Source organism: Amycolatopsis sp. NPDC041971 (genome assembly GCF_055588925.1).
Genome location: NZ_JBVJCE010000019.1, coordinates 130,750 through 155,419 on the forward strand (window position 1 = coordinate 130,750; position 24,670 = coordinate 155,419).

Sequence of the window (24,670 nt, forward strand, 5' to 3'; positions counted from 1 at the left end):
GTACATTCTGCCAGACGCCGGCGGGCCGTCAGAACGCGGCTATCCCGAGCGAGGCGAGCAGGATCGTCACGGCCGGGAGGAAGTTGTTCACCTGATGGGCGACGACGCTGCCGAGCAGCCGTCCGGTGAAGACCCTGGCGAGCCCGATCGGGATCGCGATCACCAGCAGCAGCGTGGTGCGCAGCGGTTCGAGATGGCTCGCCGCGAAAATGGCCGTGGAGACCAGGAACGCCGCGATCCTCCCCCAGCGTTCGGTGCGCCACGTCAGCCGTTCCACCGCGCCCCACAGCAGGCCGCGGTAGATGATCTCCTCGCAGATCGGCCCGACCAGCCACAGGTAGATGAACATGACGATGGCCGCCGAGACCGACATCCGCCGGTCTTCGACGAGCGCGCTGATGGCCGAGGTCGCGTTCTCGTTGCCGACGACCTGCGTCCAGACGTAGGCGGCGAGCGAGGTGAACCCGAGCCCGAGCACGCCGAGCTTGAGCCCGATTTTGACGTCGGCCCAGCTCCAGCCGATCCGCAGGTCGGTGAACGGGCCGTTGCCACGCAGCCGGGTGATCAGCAGCGCGACGCCTGCCGCGATCATCGTCGGCACCATGGTGCCCAGCAGGACCACGCGCATCGGCAGGGGCTGGCCGGGCTGGACGTCGCCGAGCAGGACGCTGATGAACGCCGCCGACGCCAGGAGGACGGCTTCCACCAAGAGGAACGCCCCGAATCCCCAGCGATGCGGCGGTGGTGTGTCGAGCGCGGCCACCTCACCTCCGGCAGCGAGTTCGTCCGGCGGCGCGGCCTCGGGGATCGGCTCCCTTGGCTGAGATACGGTCACGCCGATCCTCCGGTGATCGTTCGGTTACTCGAAGACTCTAGCCGCCTGGACCGGCGATCACCTCGCCGCGAAGAGCAATACAGCCGGTGGGAGGTTGTTGGCCGCGTGCGCGATCACGGCCGCGCTCACCCGGCCGGAAAGATAACGGGCGAGGCCGATGGCGATGCCTTGGCCGAACAGCGCGATCGTGCGCGCGGCTTCCCCGTGGAGCTGGGCGAAAACCAGCGCGGTGACCAGCAGGATCACCCACGAGGGCAGGCGGTGGAAGCCCATCGCGTTCCACAAGGTGCCGCGGAAGAGCAGTTCTTCGGTGACCGGGGCGGCGAGGACGACGATGACCGCGGCCAGCACCAGCCAGACCGTGTCGCCTTCGGTGGTGCCGGACAGTTCGGTGATCGGGCCGGGTGAGACGTCGGAGAAGGTCCTGTCGTCGCTGTCGGTTCCGTAGACGGCGAGCAGGAGCAGGTTGAGGAGGTAACCGGCGGCGAGCGCGGCCGCTCCGCAGGCGAGCCCGATCCGGACGTCGCGCCAGGTGGGCTTGAGCCCGAAGTCTTCGCGAAGCCCTTGCCCCCAAAGGCGGGAGCCGACCGCCGGACCGAGACCGAGTACGAGGGTCGGCAGGAACGCGAGGATCAGCAGCGGGCCGACGTCACGGAGTTCAAGCGGGTCGTAGCCGCCGAAGCGGCCTGACATCACGAAGCTCATGACGAGCGTGACGAGGTGATATCCGGCGATGCCCGCGAAGAACGCTACAAAGCCCCAGTGCGCTCCGAGCACCAGACGCTCGCGAGCCTGCTCGTCGTCCACCACGCCTCCACGCTAGGCCGTGTCCTGTGAGTCTTGTTCGATGGGCTTCGTGATCCGGGTGGTTCCTGGCGGCACGGGCGATTCGGCCTCGTACCGGGTTGTACTCGGTCGGATCGCCCGTGCCGCCAGGGACCGCTTGGGCGCGGAGACCGCGGACAAGACCCACAGGACACGGCCCGGTGCCGCTCCGGTCACGGATGGAGTCGGGTCAGGGGAGCTGAAGGACGCTCTACCCGCATGCGATGGGGCAAAGCGCCCTTCGCCTCTTGAGATTCGGGGAAAGTCCCCTTCAGCTAGGCGTAGATCTTGCCACGCAGGACGATATGGCTCGGATGCCGCAGCACCGCGAGATCCTTACGCGGGTCGGACGGGTAGACGAGCAGATCGGCCGAAGCGCCGTCGGCGATTCCGGGCACGCCCAACCACTCGCGGGCCGCCCACGAAGCCGAAGCCAGCGCCTGTTCCGCGGACATACCCGCCTTGTGGAGTGCTTCGATCTCGTCGACGAGCCTGCCGTGTTCGACCATGCCGCCCGCGTCGCTTCCGGCGTACACCCGCACGCCCGCCTCGATCGCCGTCGACACCATCTCCCCCACGCCGGCGTGCAGCGCCCGCATGTGGTCGGCGTACGCCGGGTATTTGCCAGCCTTGTCGGCGATCCCGGGGAAGTTCTCGATGTTGATCAGCGTCGGCACGAGCGCGATCCCGCGTTCGGCGAGGACGTCCAGCTGGTCCGGTGAGAGTTCCGTGCCGTGTTCGAGGCAGTCGATCCCCGCCTCGAGCAAACCCGGCAACGCGGCCTGGCCGAACACGTGCGCCGTCACCTTGGCGCCCTCGGCGTGCGCGACGGCGATGGCCTCGGCGAGGACGTCGTCGGGCCACAGCGGCGCCAGATCGCCGACGCCGCGGTCGATCCAGTCGCCGACGAGTTTGACCCAGCCGTCGCCGTCGCGGGCCTGTTCGGCGACCGCCTTCGGCAGTTCGGCGGGGTCTTCGAGTTCGATGCCGAGGCCCGGGATGTAGCGCTTGCGCAGGGCGAGATGCCGTCCGGCGCGGATGATCCGCGGCAGGTCGGCACGCTCCTGCAGCGGCCGGACGTCGATCGGCAGCCCGCAGTCGCGGATCAGCAGCGTCCCGGCGTCGCGATCGACGATCGCCTGCTCGGCGGCCTCTTCGAGGGTGGTCGCGCCGCCGACCCCGATGCCGGGATGACAGTGCGCGTCGACCAGTCCGGGAACGAGAAAGCCTTCCCGGACCACGGTTTCCGCTCCGGCGACCGGCTCGCTGGTGATCCGGCCACCGGTGATCCACAGTTCACGGTGCTCGCCGTCCGGCAGGACGACGCCTGCCAGGTGCAGCGCCTCCACGGACTACTTGTCCTTCGGCAGCTTGAACTTCTTCGGGTCGAACCCGGGTACGTCGTTCATGCCGCCGAGCTGGGAGAGGTCGGGCATCCCGCCACCGGCGCCGGGCATCCCGCCCGGGGGCAGCATCGGCATGCCGCCGGGGAAGCCACCGCGGACCTTGGGCTGCGTCGGACCGCGCCCCTTGCCCTTCTTCCCCTTCTTGCCCTTGCGGTTCTTGCCGCCGCCGCCTCCGCCGCCGAAGCCGAAGCGGCCCGCCATCTGCGCCATCATCTTGCGCGCTTCGAAGAACCGGTTGACCAGGTCGTTGACGTCGCGGACGGCGACGCCGGACCCCTTCGAGATCCGGACGCGGCGCGAGGCGTTGATGATCTTCGGGTCCGCCCGCTCGGCGGGGGTCATGCCGCGGATGATCGCCTGCAGCTTGTCGAGCTGCTTGTCGTCGACCTGCGCGAGCTGGTCCTTCATCTGCCCGGCGCCGGGCAGCATGCCGAGCAGGTTGCCGATCGGGCCCATCTTGCGGACCGCGAGCATCTGCTCGAGGAAGTCTTCGAGGGTGAGCTGACCGCTGCCGAGCTTGGCCGCGGTCTGCTCGGCCTTCTCCTGGTCGAAGTGCTGTTCGGCCTGTTCGATGAGGCTGAGCACGTCGCCCATGCCGAGGATCCGGCCGGCCATCCGGTCCGGGTGGAAGAGGTCGAAGTCCTCGAGCTTCTCACCGTTCGAGGCGAACAGGATCGGCTGGCCGGTGACCTGGCGGACCGACAGCGCGGCACCACCGCGGGCGTCACCGTCGAGCTTGGTGAGCACGACACCGGTGAAGCCGACGCCGTCGCGGAACGCCTCGGCCGTGGTGACCGCGTCCTGACCGATCATGGCGTCGACGACGAACAGCGTCTCGTCCGGCGAAACGGCGTCGCGGATGTCCGCGGCCTGCTTCATCAGCTCTTCGTCGACGCCGAGACGGCCGGCGGTGTCGACGAGGACGATGTCGTGCTGGGCGCGTTTGGCTTCGTCGATGGCGCGGCGGGCGACGTCGACCGGGTCACCGACGCCGTTGCCGGGCTCGGGCGCGAAGGTGGTGACGCCCGCCCGCTCGCCGACGACCTGCAGCTGCGTGACCGCGTTGGGGCGCTGGAGGTCACAGGCGACCAGCATCGGCGCGTGGCCCTGCTTCTTCAGCCACATCGCGAGCTTGCCCGCGAGCGTGGTCTTACCGGCACCCTGCAGACCCGCGAGCATGATGACCGTCGGCGGGTTCTTCGCGAACGTGAGCCGCCTGGTCTCGCCGCCGAGGATGGTGACGAGTTCCTCATTGACGATCTTGATGACCTGCTGCGCCGGGTTCAGCGCGCCGTGTACCTCGGCGCCCTTGGCGCGCTCCTTGATCCGGGCGATGAAGTCCTTGACCACCGACAGCGCGACATCCGCCTCGAGCAGCGCGATCCGGATCTCACGCGCGGTGGCGTCGATGTCGGCGTCGGAGAGCCTGCCCTTGCGAGACAGGGTCTGCAGGGCGGACGTGAGCCGATCGGAGAGGGTGTCGAACACGGGTGTGCACGCTCCAGCTGGGTCGTCGTGGCTTGCCGGTACGGACCGACGGCTTTCCAGGGTAGTCGGTGTCCGGGGTCGGCGTTTGACGTGGTTGCGGACGGACGGCGGCGCCAGGCCGAGCAGCAGCGGCCCGAGGACACGCATGACCTCGTCGAAGGGCGTCAAGTCCTTCGATTTCGTTTGCACGCGAGACGGGCTCTGGGCGACGTACATCAGGGTGTCACCGAAGGCGGGCGTGGCCCCCTTCGCGGCATGATTCTGGACTGGCCACGGGAGCCTGCCGCGCACTGAGCGTCCACATAGGACAACTCTTGGCAACAAGTGCCGGGTCTCTCCGGTGAGGCGACTCCAAGGCGGGAAGCTCACCTCAGCGCGAAAACAGGGCTCCGGGACCGGTCGCCCCTCGCAGACCGGTACCGGAGCCCCTACGGAAGGCTCGCCTCCCCGCGAGCCGACCGTAAGCACTTGGCGAGTTTCGCGGGACCCGGTTTCGCCAGACCCCCAGTACCAGGCGATTCGCTCCCGCGCTCTCGCCGCGCGATGACATGAGAATGCCCGGTCACCGCGGGGTCACGGCAGCGTGAAGACCCTCAACTATCGCTGAGTAGAACTACTCAACTGGTCTTCGCCGACGACGCCGACGACGACGAGGCCTTCTTCGCCCGTGTCCGCGCCTGGCGTGCCTTGGCCGCCGCTTCCTTGGCTTTCTCGACCGGAGCGCGATCGGCTTCGACCGCGTTCTGCTGCAGGGCCGCCAGCAGTCGCGTCACGCCCTCAGTCTGCTCGGCGGCGGTCGGCTGGAGGACGTCGTCCCCGTCCACCTTGGCCTGGATGAGCGCTTCGAGCGCCTCCCGGTAGCGATCGGTGTACCGGCCGGGTTCGAAATCCCGCGTGAGGTCCTCGATCAGCGAAACCGCGTTCCGCAGTTCCCCGCGCCGCAGGTCGACGTCCTCGTGCAGGAACGGGAAGTCGGGCCGCCGGATCTCGTCGGGCCACAGCATCGTCTCGAGCACGATCACCTGATCCCGCACGCGCAGCGCGGCCAGCCTCTCACGCTGCCGCAGCGTCACCTTCACGATCGCGATGCGCCCGGACTGCCGCAGCGCCTCGCTCAACAGCACGTACGGCTTGGTACCCGCCGGCTCCGGTTCGAGGAAGTAACTGCGCGCGAAGTACATCGAGTCCACCTGCTCGGCCGGGGTGAATCCGACGACGTCCATCGACTGCGTGGTCGGCGCGAGCAGCGACGCGAAGTCCGCGGCGGTCAGCAGGACGACGTCACCGTTGGGGACGGGATGCCCCTTGACGATTTCGGCCGCGGGCACCTCGGCGCCGTCGACCTCGCAGACCCACTTCACCCGCACCCGGCCGCCGTCCGGCTCGTGCACCTGGTGCAGGGGGACGTCGTGCTCTTCGGTCGCGCTGTACGCCTTCACCGGAATGGCATAGGTCCCGCAGCCGATCGTGCCTTTCCACACCGCTCGCATGGCCCACCTCCGCCTGGTCAGCGTATCCACGCGCCAAAGCGGCAGGACAGCTACAAACGGGTGTCAGGGGCGACTGAATCGCTCACACATTCGAATGACGGACGCGATTCGGCGAGCGCCTCGGCCGAACAGTCGACAGCGGTGGCCGCCGCTCGGAGTACTTCCGCGACGACCTCGACGTCGACCATCGGGGCGGTGGACAGTGCGCCTTGGCCCCCGCCTTCGACCCGGCCCGCCATGCCTTCGAGCGCGATGGCGAGCGCCTGCTGGCCCGCGACCAGGTGCCGGACCACTTTGAGCAGTTCGGGCACCGTCGCCGCGGTACCCGACGCGGTCAGGGAAACGGCGAGGTCGTCCGCGCACGCGCGGAGGTGCGAGGCGACGACGGTCGGCGGCAGCGTGATCCGCTGTGGCCCGGGCGAATTCGGCTCGTGACCGAGCACGCGCTCACCCCCTCCGGATCCTTCGGGTTTTGACCGCGCACATCCTGCCACCGTCACCCTCCGTCCTTCGCGCGACACCCCGATCCCGGAACAGCGCGGACCGGATCCGTAGCGAAGGGGGCTTTCCGGAACGAGAACCGTAATTTCGAGGACTTCCGAGTCAAGAAGCGGCGGCCAGCAACGCGGCCTCGATCTTCGACCGCCACGCTTGGTCGCCCCTGCCGGTCCTCGGCGCGACGGCGAACGAGTCGACGACGGCGCCACCTAGGGTGGCCACCTTCGCCCAGCGCACCTCGGCCTCGCACCGGCGCAGTGCGCCCGCGACCCGGTAGAGCAACCCGATCCGGTTCGCGGCCCGCAGTTCGACCACCACCGTGTCCCGCCCGCTGGTCTCGTCGTCGAACCAGATCACCTTCGCGCCCGCGGACGGCGTCTCGCCACCGCCGTAATCCCGTTCTTTCGCCGCGAGCCGCTGGGTGAGCGGGAGCGTCCCGGCCACCGCCCGCGCGAACTGCTCACGCAGCAGGGTGACGTCGGGCAGCGAGCCGAACTTCGGCGACGCCGTGAACACACCCGCCCGCCCCCCGTCGTGCCCGCGCAGCACCGCCGCGTGGACCTCCAAGGAATTGAGCGCGAGCACACCGGCGGCGGGAGCCAGCAGCTCGGCGCGGGCCGGGACCGCGAGCACCACGGTCACGACCTTGCCGGCGGCGGTGATGCGCACCTCACCGCGGCCGGACGCGACGGCTTCGGCGACGAGCTCCCGCTGTTCGGCGCCCATCGGCTCCGGTGGTACGAATCCCTTGCCGTGCAACGCTTCTTCGCAGCCGGACACGAGTTCGGCGAGCAGTCGCGCCTTCCAGTCGGTCCACACGCCCGGCCCGGTGGCCAGCGAATCGGCGGTCGTCAGCGCGTGCAGCAGTTCCAGCAGGACGACGTTCTCGTCGAGCGTCTTCGTCACCCGTTGGATCGTGGCGGGATCGCTGATGTCCCGCCGCGTCGCGGTATGCGGCAGCAGCAGGTGGTGCCGCACCACCGCCGACACCAGCGCGGAATCCGCGTCCGACAACCCGAGCCGGGCCACCACCTGGGCGCTGATCTTCGCGCCGAGTTCGGAATGGTCCGCGTCGCGTCCCTTGCCGATGTCGTGCAGCAGCGCGCCGATCAGCAGCAGATCCGGCCGCGAAACGGTGGTCGTCAGTTTCGACGCCTCGACAGCGGCACGCACGAGATGTCTGTCGACGGTCCACGAATGCACCGGTGACCTCGGCGGGAGATCCCGCACCGCACCCCATTCGGGGAACAGCCGCGCCCACAGACCGGTGCGGTCCAGCGCCTCCACGGCGTCGACGAGCCCCTCGCCCGCGCCGAGCAGTTCCACCAGCGCCTTGAGGGCGTCGGCGGGCCACGGCGCACGCAGTTCCGGCGCGGTTTCGGCGAGCGCCCGCAAAGTCCCGTGCGCGATGGGCTTCCGGATCCGGGCCGACGCCGCGGCGACCCGCAGCAGCAGCGCCGGATCCTTGGCGGGCACCGCGTCCCGCGCCAGCGCGACCTCGTTCCCGTGCAGCACGACACCTTCGTCGAGCGGCGTCCGCACCGGCCGCCGCCCGAACCGCGCCTTGGGTGGTTCCACAGTGGACCGAAGTGCCACGTCGACCGCGTACGCGATCGTCCGCCCGACCCCGGAAAGCTTGCGCGCCAGGGTGAACCGATCGCCGAACCCGAGTTCACCCGCGACCGTCTCGGCCTCCGGCGCGCTCAGGATGTCCCGCTCCCGGCGCAGTTCGCGGCGCAACTCCGTCCGGACGTCGAGCAACAGGCTCTTGGCCGCCAGCAGTTCCTCGCCGGGCCTCGCTGTCAGCTGCGCCGCCGCCAACGCCTCCAGGATGGCGAAGTCGCGAAGCCCGCCTCGGCCGTGTTTGAGATCCGGCTCGGCGGACTGCGCGATCTCACCACTGCGAGCCCAGCGCTGACGCACCGCGTCCGACAGTTCGCCGAGCCGTTTCCTGGCGGTCCGCCGCCATTGGTCCCGTGCCGCGGCGGCCAGCCTGGCGGTGATCTCGGCGTCCCCGGCGATATGCCGGATGTCGAGCAGTCCCATCGCGGTCCGCAGATCCTCGGACGCCACCTTCAGCGCCTCGCCCGGCGTGCGGACCGAGTGGTCGAGACCGATCTTGGCGTCCCACAACGGATACCAGATCGCGTCGGCGATGTCGCCGACACGCGCGTTCCCGTTGTGCAGCAACAACAGGTCGAGGTCGGAGAAGGGCACCAGTTCGCTGCGCCCGAGGCCACCGACGGCGGCCAGCGCGACACCGGGTTCAGCGGTGTCGACACCGGCCGCCGCGGCGCCCTTGCCCAACCAGAATTCGTAGAGGTCGACTAGGGCCGCCCGCAACGCGGACGCTCCCAGCCTCCCGTGCCTGCCCTCGAGCAACCGCTCGGTGGCCTTGACCAGTTCACCCCCGTCGGCCATCCGTGACGCCTATAGGGCGTCCGAGCCGCGTTCGCCGGTGCGTACCCGGATGACCGTCTCCACCGGCGTGACCCAGATCTTGCCGTCACCGATCTTGCCGGTGTGGGCGGCCGTGGTGATCGCGTCGAGCACCTTCTCCACGTTGGAATCGTCGGTGACGACCTCGACCCTCAGCTTCGCCACGAAGTCCACGGAGTACTCCGCCCCCCGGTAGACCTCGGTGTGGCCCTTCTGCCTGCCGTAGCCCTGTACCTCGCTGACCGTCATGCCGAGCACTCCCAGCTGCTCCAGCGCGGAACGGACGTCGTCGAGCGTGAACGGCTTGACGATCGCGGTGATCAGCTTCATGCCTTGCTCTCCTCGAGTTTCGTGGCCGCGTTGCCGGTGGACGACCTGACCGGGATGGAGCTCTGCTGGCCGAGGCCGCCGCCCGATCCGGTGAAGTCGTACGCGCTCTCCGCGTGCTGGGCCTCATCGATACCACTGACCTCGTCCTCCGCGCTGACGCGGAACCCGCCGAGCTTCTTGATCACCCAGCCGATGACGAAGGTGAGCACGAACGAGTACAAGAGGACCGCGGCCGCCGCGAGTGCCTGCTTGCCGAGCTGGCCGAGGCCGCCGCCGTAGAAGAGGCCGTCGACGCCGAGCGAGTTGACGCTGGTGGTGCCGAAGAAACCGATGAGCAGCGTGCCGACGAGACCACCGACGAGGTGGACGCCGACGACGTCGAGGGAGTCGTCGAAACCGAAGCGGAACTTGAGGCCGATCGCCAGCGCGCACAGGGCACCGGCGATGAGACCGATGGCGATGGCACCGAGCGGGCTGACGAATCCGGCCGCCGGGGTGATCGCGACGAGACCCGCGACGGCACCGGAGGCGGCGCCCAGGGTGGTCGGCTTGCCGACCTTGACCTGCTCGATGATCAGCCAGCCGAGGATGGCGGCCGCGGTCGCGACGGTGGTGTTGGTGAACGCGACGGCGGCGAGGTCGTTGGCGGCCAGCGCCGAACCGGCGTTGAAGCCGTACCAGCCGAACCACAGCAAAGCGGCGCCCAGGAGCACGAACGGCACATTGTGCGGGCGTCCCGTGCCCTTCGGCCAGCCCTTGCGCTTGCCGAGCACGATCGCGAGCGCCAGGCCCGCCGCACCGGCGTTGATGTGGACCGCGGTACCACCGGCGAAGTCGAGCGCCTTGAGCTCGTTGGCGATCCAGCCGCCGACCGAATCGGCGCTGATGAACCCGTCGAACGAGAACACCCAGTGCGCGACCGGGAAGTACACGACGGTCACCCACACCGCGACGAACAGCGTCCAGCCCCAGAACTTGGCGCGGTCGGCGATGGCACCGGAGATCAGCGCGGGCGTGATGATCGCGAACATCAGCTGGAACATCACGAAGGCGAACAGCGGCAGCGCGTCCGCGCCGGGCCACGCGACCTCGGGCGTGCTACCGGTCGCGGCGGTCGCGAATCCGGCGAGATCGCCGGAAATGGTCGAGAGACCCGCGAAGTCGAAATTACCGAGCAACCCGCCGCCCACGTCGTTGCCGAACGCCATCGTGAAGCCGTAAAGCGTCCAGAGGACGCCGACCACGGCGAGCGCGATGAAGTTCATCATCAACATGTTCAGGACGCTCTTCGCGCGGACCATGCCGCCGTAGAAGAACGCCAATCCCGGTGTCATGAGCATGACCAGCGCGGCGCTGATCAATACCCATGCCGTGTCTCCTGCGTTCAGCACAATCTTCCTCCCGTGCCTGGGGTGTACTGCGCAGGAATTTTTGGGCCGCGGTGTTTCCTCGGGCGTCGATTCAGGTTTCACCCGCGTGAACGGTCGGTACGGCGTTGTTACGTCCAGGTTTCCGGAGACCTGGTGCGTTCTGTCCGGTTGCGAAACCTCGTGGTCGAATAGGTCCATGAACGCACGTGTATCCGGCCATGACCCGCTGCCACCGGAGATCGTCCGGTCGCTGCGGTGTTCGGTCTGTGGTGACCCGGTCGGGGCAACCGACCGCACGGTGCGTTGCGGGAGAGGGCACTCGTTCGACGTGGCGAAGCAGGGTTACGTCAACCTTCTGCACGCGCGCATCCCGGCCGGCACCGCGGACACGGCGCCGATGGTCGCGGCTCGCGTCGACCTCCTCTCTTCGGGCGCCTATCTGCCTCTCGCCGACGCCCTCGCGAAGGTGGCTTCGGAGCATGTCGAGAGCGGGATGGTCGTCGACGCCGGCGCGGGTACGGGGTACTACCTCGCGCACGTACTCGACGCCGTCCCCGGCGCGTACGGACTGGCGCTCGACGTCTCGGCCGTCGCCCTGCGCCGGGCTTCTCGCGCACACACGCGCGCGGGCGCGGCCGTGTGGAACCTGTGGGAACCCTGGCCGGTGGCGGACTCGAGCGCGTCACTGATCCTCAATGTCTTCGCGCCCCGCAACGCCCCGCAGTTCCACCGCGTCCTGACCGCGGACGGCCTGCTCGTCGTCGCGACGCCGAACCCCGGGCACCTCCGGGAACTGGGCGACCTGGTGATCTCCGTCGACCGCGGCAAGGACGCACGGCTGGAGGACACCCTCGGCGAGCACTTCACCCGGGTGGACCGGCACGATGTCACCCATGGGGTGACGTTGCCGCCCGCGCGGATCCGCCAGGTCGTCGAGATGGGCCCGAGCGCGCATCACCTTCACCGCGACGGTCGCCGCGAACGGCTCGACGCGATCGCCGAACCGGTCGACGTCACCACGTCGTTCAGCGTCACGCTGTACCGGCCGGTGCCCTGATGGAGGCGCCCGCGACCCTGCTCGCCGACGCCGCCTGGGTCAGCGCCCGCATCGGCGGCGCGGCGAAGCTCTACGGCTGCTCACGGCCCGAAGTGCTAGGCACGATCTGGTGGTACTCGCTGTCTTCGGTCCTCGTCGCGCCCTCCGTCGAATCGCTCGTGCGTGGTGAGCCGCTGGATCCTTCGCTCGATGCCGTCACCATCGATCTCGTCCCGGACGGGCGCTTCACCGGTGCCCGATCGTCACGGGTCCTCTCCGGCGGTCTGGCCGAACTCGGCGACGCGTTCGCCGGAACGCTGGGTACGGCGATCGACACGATCTCGGCCGTCACCGGGGCGAATCCGCGCGCGCTGGGCGCGATCGCGACGGATTCGATCGGCAACCGCCTGCTGTGGACCGGCGACACCGCACGGGCGATCGCGCTGGCGGTGCCGCTCGTGGCCGCGATCGGACTCGGCATGCCGTCGCCGCGGTTCACCCGGATCGGGCGGAACACCGTGGTGCGCCGTGCTTCCTGCTGCCTGATCTACGAGGCGGGCAACCCGAAGTGCGCCAGTTGCCCCCGGCAGACCCCGGAAGAACGAGACCGGCGACTTCGCGGGGCTCTCGGCTAGCGTCCGTATTCCCCTTCCCCTCGTCCCCCTGCCTCGCGAAAGTCCGTGAAGGCCTCCTTGAGGGACTCTGGGTCCCTCAAGGAGGCCTTCACGGACCTCGCCGATCTCACCACCGGCGTGATCAGCTCGCGACGTCAGTCCGCCCCTGAGGGTTACTCCGCCGCGGTGCTCACCGTGAACGGCAGCCACTGCACGGTGACCCCGTTCGCCGGCGAAACCGGCATCCGCCAGTTCTGGCAGCCGCGGCCGGGGATCCGGTCCCAGATGAACAGTGGTGCCCCCTGGCCCGCGGTGCAGCCCTGGTCCAGCAGCTTGCCCGCGTTCTGGACGGCGTACCGGTACACCCCCGTGCCGACCGTCTGCGGTTCGATCGTCCATTTCTGGCACGCGCCCGCGACGCGGTCATAGGTGGTGACCGGGTTCCCACCGGCCGTATGGCAGCCGGTGTTGTCCAAGACCTGCCCGGAATGCTTGGCACGGAACTGGTAGTAGCCGTCACCGGTGCCCCAGGGGAAGAACTTCTGGCAGTCCGCGCCGTTCGACGGCCATTGCTGCACCTTGGTCCCGTTGTTCCAGCCGCACGCGGCGACATCGGCGTAGAGCCCGCTCGACACCGCCTGCAGTGAAACCCAGGCGTCGTCGCCGAACTCTTCGCCCGGGTCGAACGTGGTGGCCCGGAACCGGTAGCCGTGGTTTTCCCGCAACAGTCCCGGCGGCACCGTCCACGTCGCGGCGGCACCGGAGGGGACGTTCCACTGCCAGTAGTCCCCGATCATCGTTTCGCCTTCGTAGACGTAGAAGACCGCGGTGACGTTACCGCCGTCGGGGTCCGTCGGCGTGAAGCGCAGCGTCGGGCTGAGGGACTTCGTGTGGGTGACGCCGCCGATGTCGACGCGGTCCGAGATGTCGTGCCCGGCGGCGGGATTCGGCCGCTGGTTCCGGTAGGTCACCTCGATGTACGGCGACTTGCCGCCCTCGCCGGACGAGAACTTCTTCCAGCCGAAGGAATCCGACTCGTTCTCCGCCTTCAGCACCATCGAACCGGTGACGACCCCCGAACCGGCCCAGGCTCCGATCAGGTTCCCGATCGGGGTCCGGACCCAGTCGGCCGCGCAGGCCGCGCTGTAGCCGCGGGTCGCGTTCGTCGTCGCCCATCGGGTGCGGGGCGGCGGCTGGTTCGCCCAGCGAGTGCCCGTGTCGGCGGGCAAGGAGTCCCAGATCTCCCAGTTGCGCGGCGAGCAGGAGTAGGAATGGTTGCCCCACAACGACAACGTGGCCGACTCGATCGCGGCGCCGCGGAACCGCGCCACGTCGAAGTGGAGATACGACCGTGCTTTCGTGGCTCCCCCGTCATAGGTGCCGATGCGAAGTTCGGTGGCACCCGACTGGTCGGTGGTCGCGATGTTCGACTGCGTGAAGGTGTCGAAGTTCGTCCACACCGAGACACCCGGATCGACGATGACCGGATAGGACCGCGCCGGGTCGGCGAAGTACCCCGTGTCCGGCGTCACGTTCAAGCCGAGCGCTCCGTGTGCCTTGGCGGACACCACTTTCCCGACCTTCACCTTGGCGACGGGGTCGCCACTGCGCTGGTCGATCCGTGAGTCCCACATCTCGGCGGCGGGCACGCTGCCCACCACCGCGCCGGACGCCGTGATCAGCCGCGTGTTCCCGTCCGCGTCGGTGCGCGGCGTGAGCCCGGTGGCCCGCAGCGGGAGTGTGAACGTCAGCGCGCGATCGGGACGGCGTTTGACGACGAAGAACTGTTCGAAACCGGTTCGAGTGGCCTTGACCTGCAGGTCGACGCCGGGCTGGACCTCCGGATAGGTGGCGGTCCCGCCGGTCAGCACCGGCTCGGGCAGCGCGCCCGGATACTGCAGGGCGACGTTCCCGTCCCGGCTCCGCACGGTGGCGAGATCCCCGCTCTTCGCGCTCGCGCCGGCCAGCACGAGTTCGCGTGGATGCGCCTTCGGCCGGACGAGCCCGTCTGCGCTCTTCTCCAGCGTCAGGTCGACGGGCACCCAGTCACCACCGCGGCGGACGTGGACCGGACCGCCGTGCACCTGGGTGGTGCGGGAACCGTCGGGATTGGCGAAGGTGGACGAGTTCTCGGTGCGTTCCGAGCGCATCTCGACCGGCTTGTGCTGCGAACGCGCCACGGTTTCGGGCGACGTCGCTTGCGCGGGGGCGGTGAACACGGCGCTCCCGGCGAGGCAAGCGGCGAAAAGCACGAGGCCCCGCCGCGGAATTCTTCGGGTTTCGGCTTGCACTTCGGTCTCCCCAGCAGATGGATGAAGTTGACATGTCGGTTACGCATGTCACACCCGCGAGGGTTGCCCGCCGCTCGAAAAAATCCGGACGCGTGAGAAGGTGGCGGTATGGCCAAACCGACGCCGCTGCAGATCAGGAACATCGTCATGGCACTGCTCATGGCGGGTGCCCTGGTGTGGAACCTGTCCATCGGCGGCGCGGTGTGGCTCACCGCGATCTTCTCGGTCGGGATCGTCCTATCGCTGTTCTCCGCGTACCTGAACCGGCCGGGCGCCCGCCCCTGACCCCCGCGTTTCGTCCTCTGAATGCGGTAGTTCTCGGTGCCAACTACCGCATTCAGAGGACGAAACGCGTCAGGAGCGCGCGGCTTCGAAGCGCGAGGTGAGGCCTGCGCGGCCCCGGTCGGTCAGCGCGCCGAAGAGACGTAGGCGCGCCATCCCGCCGTCGGGATGGATATCGAGACGGACTTCGGTCACCTCCGGCCCCGGATCGAGCGCGAACCGGTGCCGGGTGTCCGGTTGCAGACGCGTCTTCGGCAACAGCTCGACCCACTCACCATCGCCGTCCCGGCCGCTCAGCGACGCCCAACCAGGCGCGTTCCCCTTGAGATTGCTGTTGTCCAGTTCGGCGAACCGGACGACGCCCGCGCCGGCTAGCCGCACCGTGACCCAGTCGTTCCCGTCGTCCCGGCGCCGCGCGGTCTCCCAGCCTTCGGCCTGATGCGCGGCGAGCCCTGGCGAGAAGAGGTTGCTGGGCGAGGAATAGAACATGTTGCTGCATCCGGTGACCACCGCGCCGTTCTCCAGCGCGGCGAGGTCGAGCGCGCCGGAATCGAGCAGACGAGGATCCGGGATCGGCGTGCCGTGCACCCGCAGCCGGGCCACGCCGCCGTCCGGATGCATGGTCAGCCGGACGTGCGTGTAGCGCCTGCTCCCGCCGATCTCGAAGAAGTTCTCCGTGTGCCCCGCCGCCGCGCCGCGTTTCACCAGCACATCCCAGTCCACTTCGGACAGTTCGGCGGCGTTGGGATAGCCGTCGACGGCACACGCCTCCACCGAGACGAACGGCGGGTAGTTGCCCTTGAAGAACGCGGTGTCCACGATGACGCCGGTGATCGCGCCCGCCATGCCGAGCCGGACGACGGCCTGGTCGTCTCCGGGCTCACGATGCCGCCGGGTCTCCCAGCCATCGTAGACCTGCCCCTTGGGCCCGAAGGTCTCCGTCCGATGCGCGGGAACCCAGGGATTGACCAGGTTCTCCTTCTCGGCGAACAACTCGTCCGTCGCCCACATCACGGTTCCGCCGAACTTGCGCGAGGCCAGATCGGGCAGGGCTGTCCACTCAGGACGGTCGTTCACGACATCCTCCATCTCAGCAGTCACCCCGGGTCAGCAGAACGCCCGCCGGGTCTTCGCCGGTGATCTCTTCGCCCCGCAGCCACGTGCTCCGGACGACACCGGCGAGCGGCCGTCCGTGGTAGGCGCTGACCGGGTTGCGGTGCTTCAACTTCGCGACGTCGACGACGAAAGCCTCGTCAGGTGCGAACACGCTGAAGTCGGCGTCGTAGCCCGGCGCGAGACGACCCTTGCGGCGCATGCCCGCCTGCGCGGCCGGATGCTCGGCCATCCAGCGGACGACGTCGGTGAGGGCGAACCCGCGCTGCCGCGCCTGGGTCCAGACGGCGGGCAGGCCGAGTTGCAGGCCGGCGATCCCACCCCAGGCGAGCCCGAAATCGCCGCTGTCGAAGCGTTTCAGCTCCGGCGTGCATGGCGAATGGTCGGTCACGACGCAGTCGATGACGCCGTCCGCGAGGCCCTGCCACAACAGTTCGCGGTTCCCGGCCTCGCGGATCGGCGGACAGCATTTGAACTGCGTGGCGCCGTCGCCGATCTCCTCCGCGGTGAAACTCAAGTAGTGCGGGCAGGTCTCGGCGGTCAGCCGGACTCCATCGCGTCGCGCGCTCTCGACCATCGGCAGCGCGTCCGAAGAGGACAGGTGCAGGATGTGCGCGCGGACACCGGTCTTCCTCGCGAGCTCGATGACCTGCGCGATCGCCACGTTCTCCGCGCCGCGTGGCCGCGAGCGCAGGAAGTCGTCGTACTTCTCGCCGTGCGGGTCGGGCGCGTGATCGATCGCGTCGGAGTCCTCCGCGTGCACGATGATCATGCCGTCGAAGGTCCGCAGTTCGGTCATCGCCTCTTCGAGACCCCGCGCGTCCAGTGGCGGGAACTCGTCGACACCGGAATGCAGCAGGAAGGACTTGAAACCGAACACCCCAGCCTCGTGCAGGACGCGCAGATCCGCGAGGTTGCCGGGAATCGCACCGCCCCAGAACCCGACGTCGACGTGCACCCGGCCCTCGGCGGTCTCGCGCTTCACCTCCAGCGCCGCGACGTCGACCGTCGGCGGCAGGCTGTTCAGCGGCATGTCCACGATCGTGGTGACCCCGCCCGCCGCGGCCGCGCGCGTCGCCGAAGCGAAACCCTCCCATTCGGTCCGGCCCGGGTCGTTGACGTGCACGTGGGTGTCCACGAGACCCGGCAGCAGGACGACGTCCTCGCCGAGTTCGAGTATCCGGTCGCCGTCCAGATCCGCTCCGGCCGGCTCCACCGCGACGATGCGACCCCCGTCGACACCGATGGTCGCGGGTACTTCTCCGGCGGCCGTCACCGCTCGGGCGGCCTTGAACACCAAGTCCATCTAGAGCCTCCAATTTCCACTGAGTGGAATCGAGGTTTCGCACTCCGACATTAGCTCCGGCCACCCTGCTCGTCAACGAGCCCTGGCGGCGTTACCTTCGCTGGGTGCAGTTAGAAGCCGAGTTCACCAGCGAACCGTTCCACGGCGAGGGTCCGCCCCCCGAACACGCCGTCAAAGCCCGCGACACCGCGGAGGACGCGGGTCTGTCCGCCGACTTCGGCCCGCTCGGCACGCTCGTCCGCGGCGACGCCGACGCCCTGCTCGACGCGCTCCCCGCCATCGCCAGGGCGGCGCTGAACGGTGGCGCGACCCGCGTGACCCTCCAGCTCCGGCAGGTCGGTGACGACGAGACGACCGAGCCCGCCGCCGAACTGCGCGGTGCCCTCGAACTGCACAGCGCCCTGGCCCGGCTCATCGGCGACGCCGAACGCGAACTCGGCGGCAAACTCGACACCCTCGACCGTGCCGCCAAGCAGCGCGCGGTGCGGCTGCTCAAGGAACGCGGCGCGTTCGGTCTCCGCAAATCGGTGTCGACCGTCGCCGAGGCACTGGGGGTCACGAGGTTCACGGTCTACAACTACCTCAACCGCGAACAAGAATGAAGAGCTGTTTCAACAAAATGTTGACGACGGTGGAAGCGTCGCCGTACCGTCGGTTCCCGTGCCGCTCACCATTCGAGAGTTCGACCAGGCTCCCGCTCAGGACGTCCGGCCGGCGCTGACCGCCTGCCTCGATGTCCCGCGCTGGGTGGAAACCCTGCTGGCCAAGCGCCCGTACGCCGACCTCGCCGCCTTGCTCGCCACGGCCGAGGCGCTCGCCCCGTTGCGTCCCGAAGAGGTTCGGCGCGCCATGGCGGCCCATCCCCGGATCGGGGAGAAAGCAGGTGGCGAAAGCACCGAGGCGGGCTGGTCACGCTCGGAGCAGTCCGGTGTGGACGGTGACGCGGCGAGCGAGTTCGCCGCGGCCAACGCCGAGTACGAGGCGACGTTCGGACATGTCTTCCTGGTCTGCGCGAGCGGCCGGAGCGGCGCCGAACTGCTGGAGAACCTGCGTTCCAGGCTCTCGAACGACCCCGAGAAGGAACTCGAAGTGGCCGGCCGAGAGCTGGCCAAGATCGCCGCGCTGCGGCTGGAAAAGGCGGTGACGGCATGAGCCTCGTGACCACGCACATCCTCGACACCGCCGCGGGACGGCCCGCGGCGGGCGTGGGAGTCCGCCTCGAAACCGGCGCGGGTGAACCCGTCGCCGAAGGGCGGACCGACGCCGACGGCCGGATCCGCGACCTCGGCCCGGACACCCTGGAACCGGGGGTCTACCGGCTGGTCTTCGACACCGGTGCCCACCTCGGCCCGGACGCCTTCTTCCCCGAAGTCACCCTGAACTTTCGCATCGCCGACGGGACCGAGCACCACCACGTGCCGTTGCTGCTGAGCCCGTTCGCCTATTCCACCTATCGAGGGAGCTGATCGCCCATGGCCATCACCCTGGGCCCCAACCAGTACGGCAAGGCCGAAGTCCGGCTCGTCACCGTGCAGCGCGAAGGCGCCGTCCACCACCTCAAGGACCTCACCGTTTCGACGTCGCTGCGCGGCGACCTGGCGGCCACGCACCTCACCGGCGACAACGCCGACGTCGTCGCGACGGACACCCAGAAGAACACCGTGTACGCCTTCGCCAAGGAGGCCCCCGTCGGCGAGATCGAGGACTTCGCGCTGCGGCTCGGGCGGCATTTCGTCGATTCGTTCGAGCACATCACCGGCGCCCGGATCCTGATCGACGAACACGGCTGGAACCGCATCTCCGGCCACGACCACGCGTTCTCCCAGGCGGGTGGCGAAACGCGCACGACCGCGGTGACCGTTCAGGGGGAGCAGGCCTGGGTGGTGTCCGGTTTGGACGATCTCGTGGTGCTCAAGTCGACCGGCTCGGAGTTCCACGGTTTCCCTCGCGACGAGTACACGACGCTGGCCGAAACGAACGACCGGATCCTCGCCACCGCCGTGACCGCGCGCTGGCGCTACCAGGGCGACGGGATCGACTGGGCCACAAGCCACGCCGAAGTGCGGCGGATCCTGCTGGAGACCTTCGCGGACAAGCACAGCCTCTCCCTGCAGCAGACGCTGTACGCGATGGGAGAGGCTGTGCTCAAGGAGCGCGAAGAGGTCGCCGAAGTCCGGCTTTCACTGCCGAACAAGCACCACTTCCTGGTGGACCTTTCGCCGTTCGGGCTGAAGAACGACAACGAGGTCTTCTACGCCGCGGACCGTCCGTACGGCCTGATCGAGGGGGTCGTCCTCCGCGATGACGCGAAGGATCCGGGCCTGGCCTGGCACACCCTCGCCGCTTTCTAGGGCACGGGCAACGGCATACCGGGGACGCTCTGGTCGGCGGGGACGATCCCGTCGACCAGATAGGCGTTCACGATCTTGTCGACCGCGGGGTTCCCGTCCGCGTAGAGCCCATGGTCACCTTCACCGGTCACGGTCAGCATCCGCGAGTTCGCGAACTTCGCGTGTGCCCGCCTGGCGCCTTCGATCGTGGTGGCCGGGTCGTGTTCCGAGTGGACGATCAGGACCGGCGGCACTCCCTTGCCGTCCAGCTTCGGCAGCGGACGCGGCTCCTTGTCCCAGAACATGCAGACCGAAGCGTTCAGTACGCCGCCGCCGGCCAGGAGCAGACCGCGGTCGAGGTTCCGCTGTGACTCGCGGATCCGCGACTCGCGGGTGCCGATGAACTTTCCTTCACCACAGACGGTGTTCCAGAAGGTGGCGTCCTGCGCGTCGGAGAAGTCGCCCGCCGCCTCGACGGCGGCCTTGGCCTCGGCCTTCGCCAGCGGGTTTTCCATCGCGTCCCGGACCTTGACCAGCAGGTCGGCCAGCGCCGGGAAGGTCGCCTTCTTGTACAGCATGTAGCCGACAGCGAGCTCCAGCTGTACCGGTCCCTTCCCGTCCATCGGGTTGCGGGACAAGGCATAGCGGACCCGTTCATAGGTCTGCCGAGCCTCTTCGCCGCTGGTGCCGAAGTGGTACTTGGCGTCGTAACGCGCCATCCACGGCAGGAAGTCCTGCCGCCAGCGCCGTTCGAAGCCGATCGGCTGGCGGTCGAACGTCTTCTGCCAGTCCGCGGTGAACTCCGCCGAGGAGTCCAGCACGAAGCGTCCCGTCCGCTGGGGGAACTGCTGCGCGTAATGCGCCCCCAGCCAGGTGCCGCCCGAATATCCCACCCAGTTGATCTTCTCCCGGCCGAGCAGCGCCCGGAGCAGGTCGAAGTCCCTGATCGTCTGGTAGGTGGTGATCAGCGGCCCGAGTTCGCCGCCGGCGGTCTGGCAGGACTTGGCCGCGTGCTCGGCGGTGGCCAGGATCTGGTCCAGGTTGCGCGGGTCGCGGTCACGCGGGTCCAGTTGCCGGATGGCGTCGACGGCGCCCCGGCAGGTGACGTTGGTGCTCTTGCCGGTCCCGCGCACGTCGATGCCGATGATGTCCTGGTGTTCGCGCAGCTTCTCCTGCGCGCGGAACATCGTCGGCTGCCAACGGCCGATGCCGCCCGGTCCACCGGGGTTGGTGAGCACCGAGGCCGACGACGGCCCGGTCGCTTTCAGCCTGCTGACCGCGATGGTCAGATCCTGCCGCTCGTGCGGGCGATCCCAGTCGCGAGGCGTGCGGTAGGCCGCGCATTCGAGCCCGCCGATGTCGGTGCCCGGCGGCAACGAGAGCAGCTCCTCCTCGGCGCAGGGATGCCACGCCAGCTTCTGGCCGGCGTAGTGAGCCGGGACGCCCGCCGAAGCCGGTGTGGCTCCGGCGAGCAGCCCGCCCACGATCACCGGGAGCATCCCGGCGGCCAATAGTCGCTTCATCTTCTTCCCCCTTTTTCCTCGGTTTCCCAACGGCTCACGACGCTAGAGCCGGGCACACCACGCGAACATCGACCGCAGGTAGCGCCGGAAGGTGAACCAAGGATCGAGGGACGGCTAGGACCGAGGCACAAGTCCCGCCGCGGTGGTCGCGTTTGCGCGCGTCCGGGGCCTTCGTGGACACCGGGGTGGTTCCGCCCGGTGCCTTGAAGATCAGGTCGGCTTCGGCCTTATGTGAGCATCCTTCACATTTCACGGGTTAGATAGAACGCTCTATCATGGAGACGTGACTGGAACGCGGGAACGCATCGTGAACGCCGGCGCCGAACTGCTCCGCCGGAACGGGTACACCGGCACCGGGGTGAAGCAGATCGTCGAAGCCGCGAAAGCGCCCTTCGGCTCGCTCTACCACTTCTTCCCCGGCGGCAAGGAGCAGCTCGGCGAGGAGATCATCCGCACGTCGGGGATGATGTACCTCGCGCTGTTCGAGATCTTCTTCGCCGACGAACCGGACCTCGTCCACGGTATCGAGGCATGCTTCGCCAGCGCGGCCGAGACGCTGAAAGCGACCGACTACGCCGACGCGTGCCCCATCGCGACGGTCGCGCTGGAGGTCGCCAGTACCAACGAAAAGCTGCGGGTCGCGACGGCCGACGTGTTCACGGCCTGGATCGAGACCGGAACCGAGAAGCTGGGCAAGTACGGCCTCGAACCCGCGGCCGCCCGGCGGCTCACGATCGCTTTGGTGAACAGCCTCGAAGGAGCGTTCGTGCTGAGCCGATCGCTGCGTAACACCGAAGCGCTCGAGGTCGCGGGGCTGTCGTCCGTCGCCTTGGCACGCACCCTGCTCCCCGATGCGTGAAGCACCGACGGCGGACTGCTGAACAGCGGGTTTTCCCCGCGCCGGGCAACGACTTCCGGCCGGCCTAGCTCGGCACCATCGCCGCCGCACTACTCACCGCATGTTCCACCCCGCGGCAAGCAACCTCGTCTTCGTGCTCTGACCTTCCGCGGGACTCGCGTGATCAGAGACGTGACTCGCGTGATCAGGAGGCGAACTCGCGTGATTGAACGGCGATCTCGCGTGTTCGCCGTTCAATCACGTGAGTCACGCCTCCAATCACGTGAGTTCGGCTCCTGATCACGCGAGTTCGGCGTCAGCGGGACGCGAGGTACGCCCGCCAGTCCCCCACCGCCGAGATGTCCGTCAGCTCGGCGGAGTCCACAAAGGACGAACGCAGGACGGTCGCGAGGCAGGCCGCGCCGTCCTCCAGTTCGACGACGCCGAGCTCCAGTTCCGGTGGTTCGGCGGGGATCAGATGGTCCCGCAGCACCGAAAGCGGCAGGTCGTAGACCTCGCCGACCACGGAGGCGGAACCACCTTCGTACATCGCCGGGAACCGGTCGCCCACGGAGAAGTAGTGGTACTTGGGCGCGGATCGGGCCACACAGCACAACGGCGTGCCCCGCAATTGTGCGTGCAGCGGTCCGCCACGCATCCCGCCGCCGTTGAGGAACATCAGAACCATGACATGATCCCCTCGATCCCGAAGTACACCCCGAACACCGCCGCCAGGATCCCGAGGATCCAGCCGATATCGCGGATCTTGCCCTTGCAGATCTTGATCAGCACGTAGGCGACCAGTCCGGCGCCGATCCCGTTGGTGATCGAGTAGGTGAACGGGATCAACGCGATGGTCAGGAACACCGGGATCGCGAAATCCAGGTCTCGCCAGGGGATCCGCGCGCATTGCGCCATCATCATGCCGCCGATGACCACCAGCGCGGGTGCCGCTGCCTGAGCCGGGACGATGGCCGCGATCGGCGTCAGGAACAACGTGGCGGTGAACAGCCCGCCGGTGACGATGCTCGCCAGCCCGGTCCGCGCGCCTTCGCCGACCCCGGCGGCCGATTCGAGGAACACCGTGTTCGGCGCCGATCCGGTGACCCCGCCCGCGAGCGCGCCCGCGCCGTCGACCAGCAGGATGCGGCCCATCCCCTCGACCTTGCCGTCCTTGACCAGCCCCGCTTCCTCCGAGACGGACGTGATCGTGCCCATCGCGTCGAAGAACCCGGAAAGCACCAGCGTGAACAGGAACACCGCCGCCGTCACCGCGCCCGCCGACGCGAAGCCGCCGAAGAGGTCGATGTCCCCCAGCAGACTGAAATCGGGATGCGCCACGATCCGGTCGGGCACGTCGGGTTCGACCAGTCCCCAGCCTTCGACGTGGAACACGCTGTTGACCAGCACCGCGAGCCCGGTCGCGACCGCGATGCTGATCAGCACCGCGCCCGGCACCCCGCGGCTCACGAGCACGATCATCAGCAGCAACCCGAGGCAGAAGATCGCGATCGGCCAGCCCTCCAGATGGCCGGCGATCCCCATCCGTACCGGCACCGTCGACTGGGCGGCGTCCGGTGTCCGCGTCACGAAGCCGGCGCTGACCAGGCCGACCAGCGCGATGTAAAGCCCGATGCCGACGGTGATCGCGACCTTGAGCGCCATCGGGATCGCGTTGATGATCCGTTCCCGGATGCCGGAAACGGCCATCAACACGATGCAGAAGCCTTCGAGGACGACGAGGCCGAAGGCCTGCGCCCAGGTCATGGCCGGAGCCATCTGGAAGGCGACGACACCGTTGACGCCGAGGCCCGCCGCGAGGGCCAGCGGCGCGTTGCCGACGAGTCCCATCAGGATCGTGGTGACTCCCGCCGCCAGCGCGGTCGCGGTGGTGATCGCCTCGGTGCTCAGCCGGGCGCCGGTGATGTCGGCCGACGCGCCGAGGATGAGCGGGTTGAGCAACACGATGTAGCACATCGCGACGAAGGTGGTGATCCCGCCGCGCACCTCGCGGCCGATCGTGCTGCCGCGGTGGGAGATCTTGAACCAGCGGTCGAGCCCGGAAATCCTTTCCGGTTCGGGGTGGTACTGGGGACGTTCTTCGCGCAACTGGGTCACGCCTGCCTCCACAACGTTGTGGCGCGAGGGATGAAGCCTGGCTAGTAGGCCTTCTTGTCGGGTTTCGACAGCCAGGCCTGGAAAGGCGCGAAGGAGTCCGGAAGGGACAGTTGGCCGACGGGTAGTGACCAGGTCTCGCGCGGGCGGGAAAAGAGGTCGTAGAACTCGCGGTCGTCGAAGCCCGCCTCGGCCGCGTCGTGGCGGTCCGCGGCGTAGACGACCTTGCCGACACGCGCCCACAGCGCGGCGGAAAGACAGAGCGGGCAGGGCTCGCAGGAGGTCACGAGGACACAGCCGTCGAGTTTGTAGTCGCCGATCGCCTGGCAGGCCGCGCGGATCGCGACCACCTCGGCGTGCGCCGTCGGATCCAGCGCCGGTGTCACCTGGTTGGTCCCGGTGGCCAGCACCGAACCGTCCCGGACGATCATCGCGCCGAACGGCCCGCCACCGCGTTCGACGTTCGTGGTGGCCAACTGGACGGCATCGGCGAGCCATTTCTGCTCGTCGGACTCCGAAATGGACAGACGGGTACCCACGG

The 24,670-nt window shown here is 68.7% G+C and carries 24 protein-coding genes; 8 read left to right on the top strand and 16 right to left on the bottom strand.

The features are described from left to right. Positions 1–28: 28 nt before the first annotated feature. From ACZ6DT_RS31850 to ACZ6DT_RS31890, 9 genes are all read right to left on the bottom strand, one after another. Positions 29–835, bottom strand: a complete 807-nt coding sequence (locus ACZ6DT_RS31850; protein ID WP_465602253.1) for a lysostaphin resistance A-like protein — start codon at positions 833–835, stop codon at positions 29–31. A gap of 57 nt (positions 836–892) precedes the next feature. Beyond that, entirely contained in the window at positions 893–1,642 is a 750-nt protein-coding gene (locus tag ACZ6DT_RS31855; protein ID WP_465602352.1) for a lysostaphin resistance A-like protein, read from the bottom strand. 293 nt (positions 1,643–1,935) lie between these two features. Further along, complete coding sequence (locus ACZ6DT_RS31860; RefSeq protein WP_465602255.1) at positions 1,936–3,009, bottom strand: amidohydrolase family protein; 1,074 nt, start codon at positions 3,007–3,009, stop codon at positions 1,936–1,938. A 3-nt stretch (positions 3,010–3,012) separates the two neighbouring features. Further along, positions 3,013–4,554: a signal recognition particle protein gene (gene ffh / locus ACZ6DT_RS31865; protein ID WP_465602353.1), complete on the bottom strand. Its 1,542-nt coding sequence runs from the start codon at positions 4,552–4,554 to the stop codon at positions 3,013–3,015. A gap of 617 nt (positions 4,555–5,171) precedes the next feature. Next, positions 5,172–6,044, bottom strand: a complete 873-nt coding sequence (ku, locus tag ACZ6DT_RS31870; RefSeq protein WP_465602257.1) for a non-homologous end joining protein Ku — start codon at positions 6,042–6,044, stop codon at positions 5,172–5,174. Between the two features lie 50 nt (positions 6,045–6,094). Then, positions 6,095–6,487 carry a hypothetical protein gene (locus tag ACZ6DT_RS31875; protein WP_465602259.1) on the bottom strand — a complete coding sequence of 131 codons (393 nt, stop codon included), beginning with the start codon at positions 6,485–6,487 and terminating at the stop codon, positions 6,095–6,097. A 160-nt stretch (positions 6,488–6,647) separates the two neighbouring features. Beyond that, the gene (locus tag ACZ6DT_RS31880; RefSeq protein WP_465602261.1) at positions 6,648–8,963 is read right to left on the bottom strand and encodes a [protein-PII] uridylyltransferase; all 2,316 of its coding nucleotides are present in this window, start codon (positions 8,961–8,963) and stop codon (positions 6,648–6,650) included. Between the two features lie 9 nt (positions 8,964–8,972). Next, entirely contained in the window at positions 8,973–9,311 is a 339-nt protein-coding gene (locus tag ACZ6DT_RS31885; protein WP_020630602.1) for a P-II family nitrogen regulator, read from the bottom strand. Next, positions 9,308–10,702: an ammonium transporter gene (locus ACZ6DT_RS31890; protein ID WP_465602263.1), complete on the bottom strand. Its 1,395-nt coding sequence runs from the start codon at positions 10,700–10,702 to the stop codon at positions 9,308–9,310. Before ACZ6DT_RS31890 ends, ACZ6DT_RS31885 begins: the two co-directional genes overlap by 4 nt. A gap of 175 nt (positions 10,703–10,877) precedes the next feature. Here ACZ6DT_RS31890 and ACZ6DT_RS31895 point away from each other — a divergent pair, with 175 nt between their 5' ends. Further along, entirely contained in the window at positions 10,878–11,738 is an 861-nt protein-coding gene (locus ACZ6DT_RS31895) for a putative RNA methyltransferase (protein WP_465602265.1), read from the top strand. After that, on the top strand, positions 11,738–12,352 hold the full coding sequence (locus ACZ6DT_RS31900; RefSeq protein ID WP_465602267.1) for a (2Fe-2S)-binding protein: 615 nt from the start codon (positions 11,738–11,740) through the stop codon (positions 12,350–12,352). The genes ACZ6DT_RS31895 and ACZ6DT_RS31900 overlap by 1 nt, the downstream gene beginning before the upstream one ends. A gap of 152 nt (positions 12,353–12,504) precedes the next feature. Here ACZ6DT_RS31900 and ACZ6DT_RS31905 read toward each other — a convergent pair whose 3' ends face one another. Then, on the bottom strand, positions 12,505–14,622 hold the full coding sequence (locus tag ACZ6DT_RS31905; protein ID WP_465602269.1) for an RICIN domain-containing protein: 2,118 nt from the start codon (positions 14,620–14,622) through the stop codon (positions 12,505–12,507). Positions 14,623–14,730: 108 nt separating this feature from the next. On the opposite strand from ACZ6DT_RS31905, the gene ACZ6DT_RS31910 reads away from it, so the two are divergent. Beyond that, positions 14,731–14,907 carry a hypothetical protein gene (locus ACZ6DT_RS31910; protein WP_465602271.1) on the top strand — a complete coding sequence of 59 codons (177 nt, stop codon included), beginning with the start codon at positions 14,731–14,733 and terminating at the stop codon, positions 14,905–14,907. Between the two features lie 69 nt (positions 14,908–14,976). Here the strand turns inward: ACZ6DT_RS31910 and alc are convergent, their stop codons facing one another. Together alc and allB are read right to left on the bottom strand one after the other, a co-directional pair. Then, a complete protein-coding gene (gene alc, locus ACZ6DT_RS31915) occupies positions 14,977–15,993 on the bottom strand; it encodes an allantoicase (RefSeq protein WP_465602273.1) in 1,017 nt (338 codons plus the stop codon). 1 nt (position 15,994) lies between these two features. Next, positions 15,995–17,323 (bottom strand): allantoinase AllB, encoded by a 1,329-nt coding sequence (allB, locus tag ACZ6DT_RS31920; RefSeq protein WP_465602275.1) that lies wholly within the window; start codon positions 17,321–17,323, stop codon positions 15,995–15,997. Positions 17,324–17,427: 104 nt separating this feature from the next. On the opposite strand from allB, the gene ACZ6DT_RS31925 reads away from it, so the two are divergent. The 4 genes from ACZ6DT_RS31925 to pucL are packed head-to-tail and all read left to right on the top strand — an operon-like array spanning position 17,428 to position 19,674. Beyond that, entirely contained in the window at positions 17,428–17,925 is a 498-nt protein-coding gene (locus ACZ6DT_RS31925) for a helix-turn-helix domain-containing protein (RefSeq protein ID WP_465602276.1), read from the top strand. A 58-nt stretch (positions 17,926–17,983) separates the two neighbouring features. Then, positions 17,984–18,475, top strand: a complete 492-nt coding sequence (gene uraD, locus ACZ6DT_RS31930; RefSeq protein ID WP_465602278.1) for a 2-oxo-4-hydroxy-4-carboxy-5-ureidoimidazoline decarboxylase — start codon at positions 17,984–17,986, stop codon at positions 18,473–18,475. Further along, positions 18,472–18,789 (top strand): hydroxyisourate hydrolase, encoded by a 318-nt coding sequence (uraH, locus tag ACZ6DT_RS31935; protein ID WP_465602280.1) that lies wholly within the window; start codon positions 18,472–18,474, stop codon positions 18,787–18,789. Before uraD ends, uraH begins: the two co-directional genes overlap by 4 nt. Before the next feature lie 6 nt (positions 18,790–18,795). After that, the gene (gene pucL / locus ACZ6DT_RS31940) at positions 18,796–19,674 is read left to right on the top strand and encodes a factor-independent urate hydroxylase (RefSeq protein WP_465602282.1); all 879 of its coding nucleotides are present in this window, start codon (positions 18,796–18,798) and stop codon (positions 19,672–19,674) included. On the opposite strand, the gene ACZ6DT_RS31945 is transcribed toward pucL, so the two are convergent. Then, positions 19,671–21,176, bottom strand: coding sequence for an alpha/beta hydrolase (locus tag ACZ6DT_RS31945; RefSeq protein WP_465602284.1), 1,506 nt, complete (start codon positions 21,174–21,176; stop codon positions 19,671–19,673). The two genes, pucL and ACZ6DT_RS31945, sit on opposite strands and share 4 nt — an antisense overlap. Positions 21,177–21,459: 283 nt before the next feature. On the opposite strand from ACZ6DT_RS31945, the gene ACZ6DT_RS31950 reads away from it, so the two are divergent. After that, complete coding sequence (locus ACZ6DT_RS31950; protein ID WP_465602286.1) at positions 21,460–22,035, top strand: TetR/AcrR family transcriptional regulator; 576 nt, start codon at positions 21,460–21,462, stop codon at positions 22,033–22,035. Positions 22,036–22,330: 295 nt separating this feature from the next. Here the strand turns inward: ACZ6DT_RS31950 and ACZ6DT_RS31955 are convergent, their stop codons facing one another. Genes ACZ6DT_RS31955 through ACZ6DT_RS31965 form a run of 3 tightly spaced genes read right to left on the bottom strand, consistent with a single transcriptional unit; the run spans position 22,331 to position 24,668 of the window. Continuing rightward, the gene (locus ACZ6DT_RS31955; RefSeq protein ID WP_465602288.1) at positions 22,331–22,702 is read right to left on the bottom strand and encodes an allophanate hydrolase-related protein; all 372 of its coding nucleotides are present in this window, start codon (positions 22,700–22,702) and stop codon (positions 22,331–22,333) included. After that, complete coding sequence (locus ACZ6DT_RS31960; RefSeq protein WP_465602290.1) at positions 22,693–24,132, bottom strand: NCS2 family permease; 1,440 nt, start codon at positions 24,130–24,132, stop codon at positions 22,693–22,695. The genes ACZ6DT_RS31955 and ACZ6DT_RS31960 overlap by 10 nt, the downstream gene beginning before the upstream one ends. Before the next feature lie 41 nt (positions 24,133–24,173). Beyond that, the gene (locus ACZ6DT_RS31965) at positions 24,174–24,668 is read right to left on the bottom strand and encodes a nucleoside deaminase (protein WP_465602292.1); all 495 of its coding nucleotides are present in this window, start codon (positions 24,666–24,668) and stop codon (positions 24,174–24,176) included. Positions 24,669–24,670: the final 2 nt, after the last annotated feature.

What these genes read in the sequence shown, in the direction of transcription:
- ku (WP_465602257.1), bottom strand. Translation starts at nt 6,044, where the DNA reads ATGCGAGCGGTGTGGAAAGGCACGATCGGCTGCGGGACCTATGCCATT.
- ACZ6DT_RS31880 (WP_465602261.1), bottom strand. Translation starts at nt 8,963, where the DNA reads ATGGCCGACGGGGGTGAACTGGTCAAGGCCACCGAGCGGTTGCTCGAG.
- ACZ6DT_RS31885 (WP_020630602.1), bottom strand. Translation starts at nt 9,311, where the DNA reads ATGAAGCTGATCACCGCGATCGTCAAGCCGTTCACGCTCGACGACGTC.
- ACZ6DT_RS31895 (WP_465602265.1), top strand. Translation starts at nt 10,878, where the DNA reads ATGAACGCACGTGTATCCGGCCATGACCCGCTGCCACCGGAGATCGTC.
- ACZ6DT_RS31900 (WP_465602267.1), top strand. Translation starts at nt 11,738, where the DNA reads ATGGAGGCGCCCGCGACCCTGCTCGCCGACGCCGCCTGGGTCAGCGCC.
- ACZ6DT_RS31910 (WP_465602271.1), top strand. Translation starts at nt 14,731, where the DNA reads ATGGCCAAACCGACGCCGCTGCAGATCAGGAACATCGTCATGGCACTG.
- alc (WP_465602273.1), bottom strand. Translation starts at nt 15,993, where the DNA reads ATGGAGGATGTCGTGAACGACCGTCCTGAGTGGACAGCCCTGCCCGAT.
- allB (WP_465602275.1), bottom strand. Translation starts at nt 17,323, where the DNA reads ATGGACTTGGTGTTCAAGGCCGCCCGAGCGGTGACGGCCGCCGGAGAA.
- uraH (WP_465602280.1), top strand. Translation starts at nt 18,472, where the DNA reads ATGAGCCTCGTGACCACGCACATCCTCGACACCGCCGCGGGACGGCCC.
- pucL (WP_465602282.1), top strand. Translation starts at nt 18,796, where the DNA reads ATGGCCATCACCCTGGGCCCCAACCAGTACGGCAAGGCCGAAGTCCGG.
- ACZ6DT_RS31945 (WP_465602284.1), bottom strand. Translation starts at nt 21,176, where the DNA reads ATGAAGCGACTATTGGCCGCCGGGATGCTCCCGGTGATCGTGGGCGGG.
- ACZ6DT_RS31955 (WP_465602288.1), bottom strand. Translation starts at nt 22,702, where the DNA reads ATGGTTCTGATGTTCCTCAACGGCGGCGGGATGCGTGGCGGACCGCTG.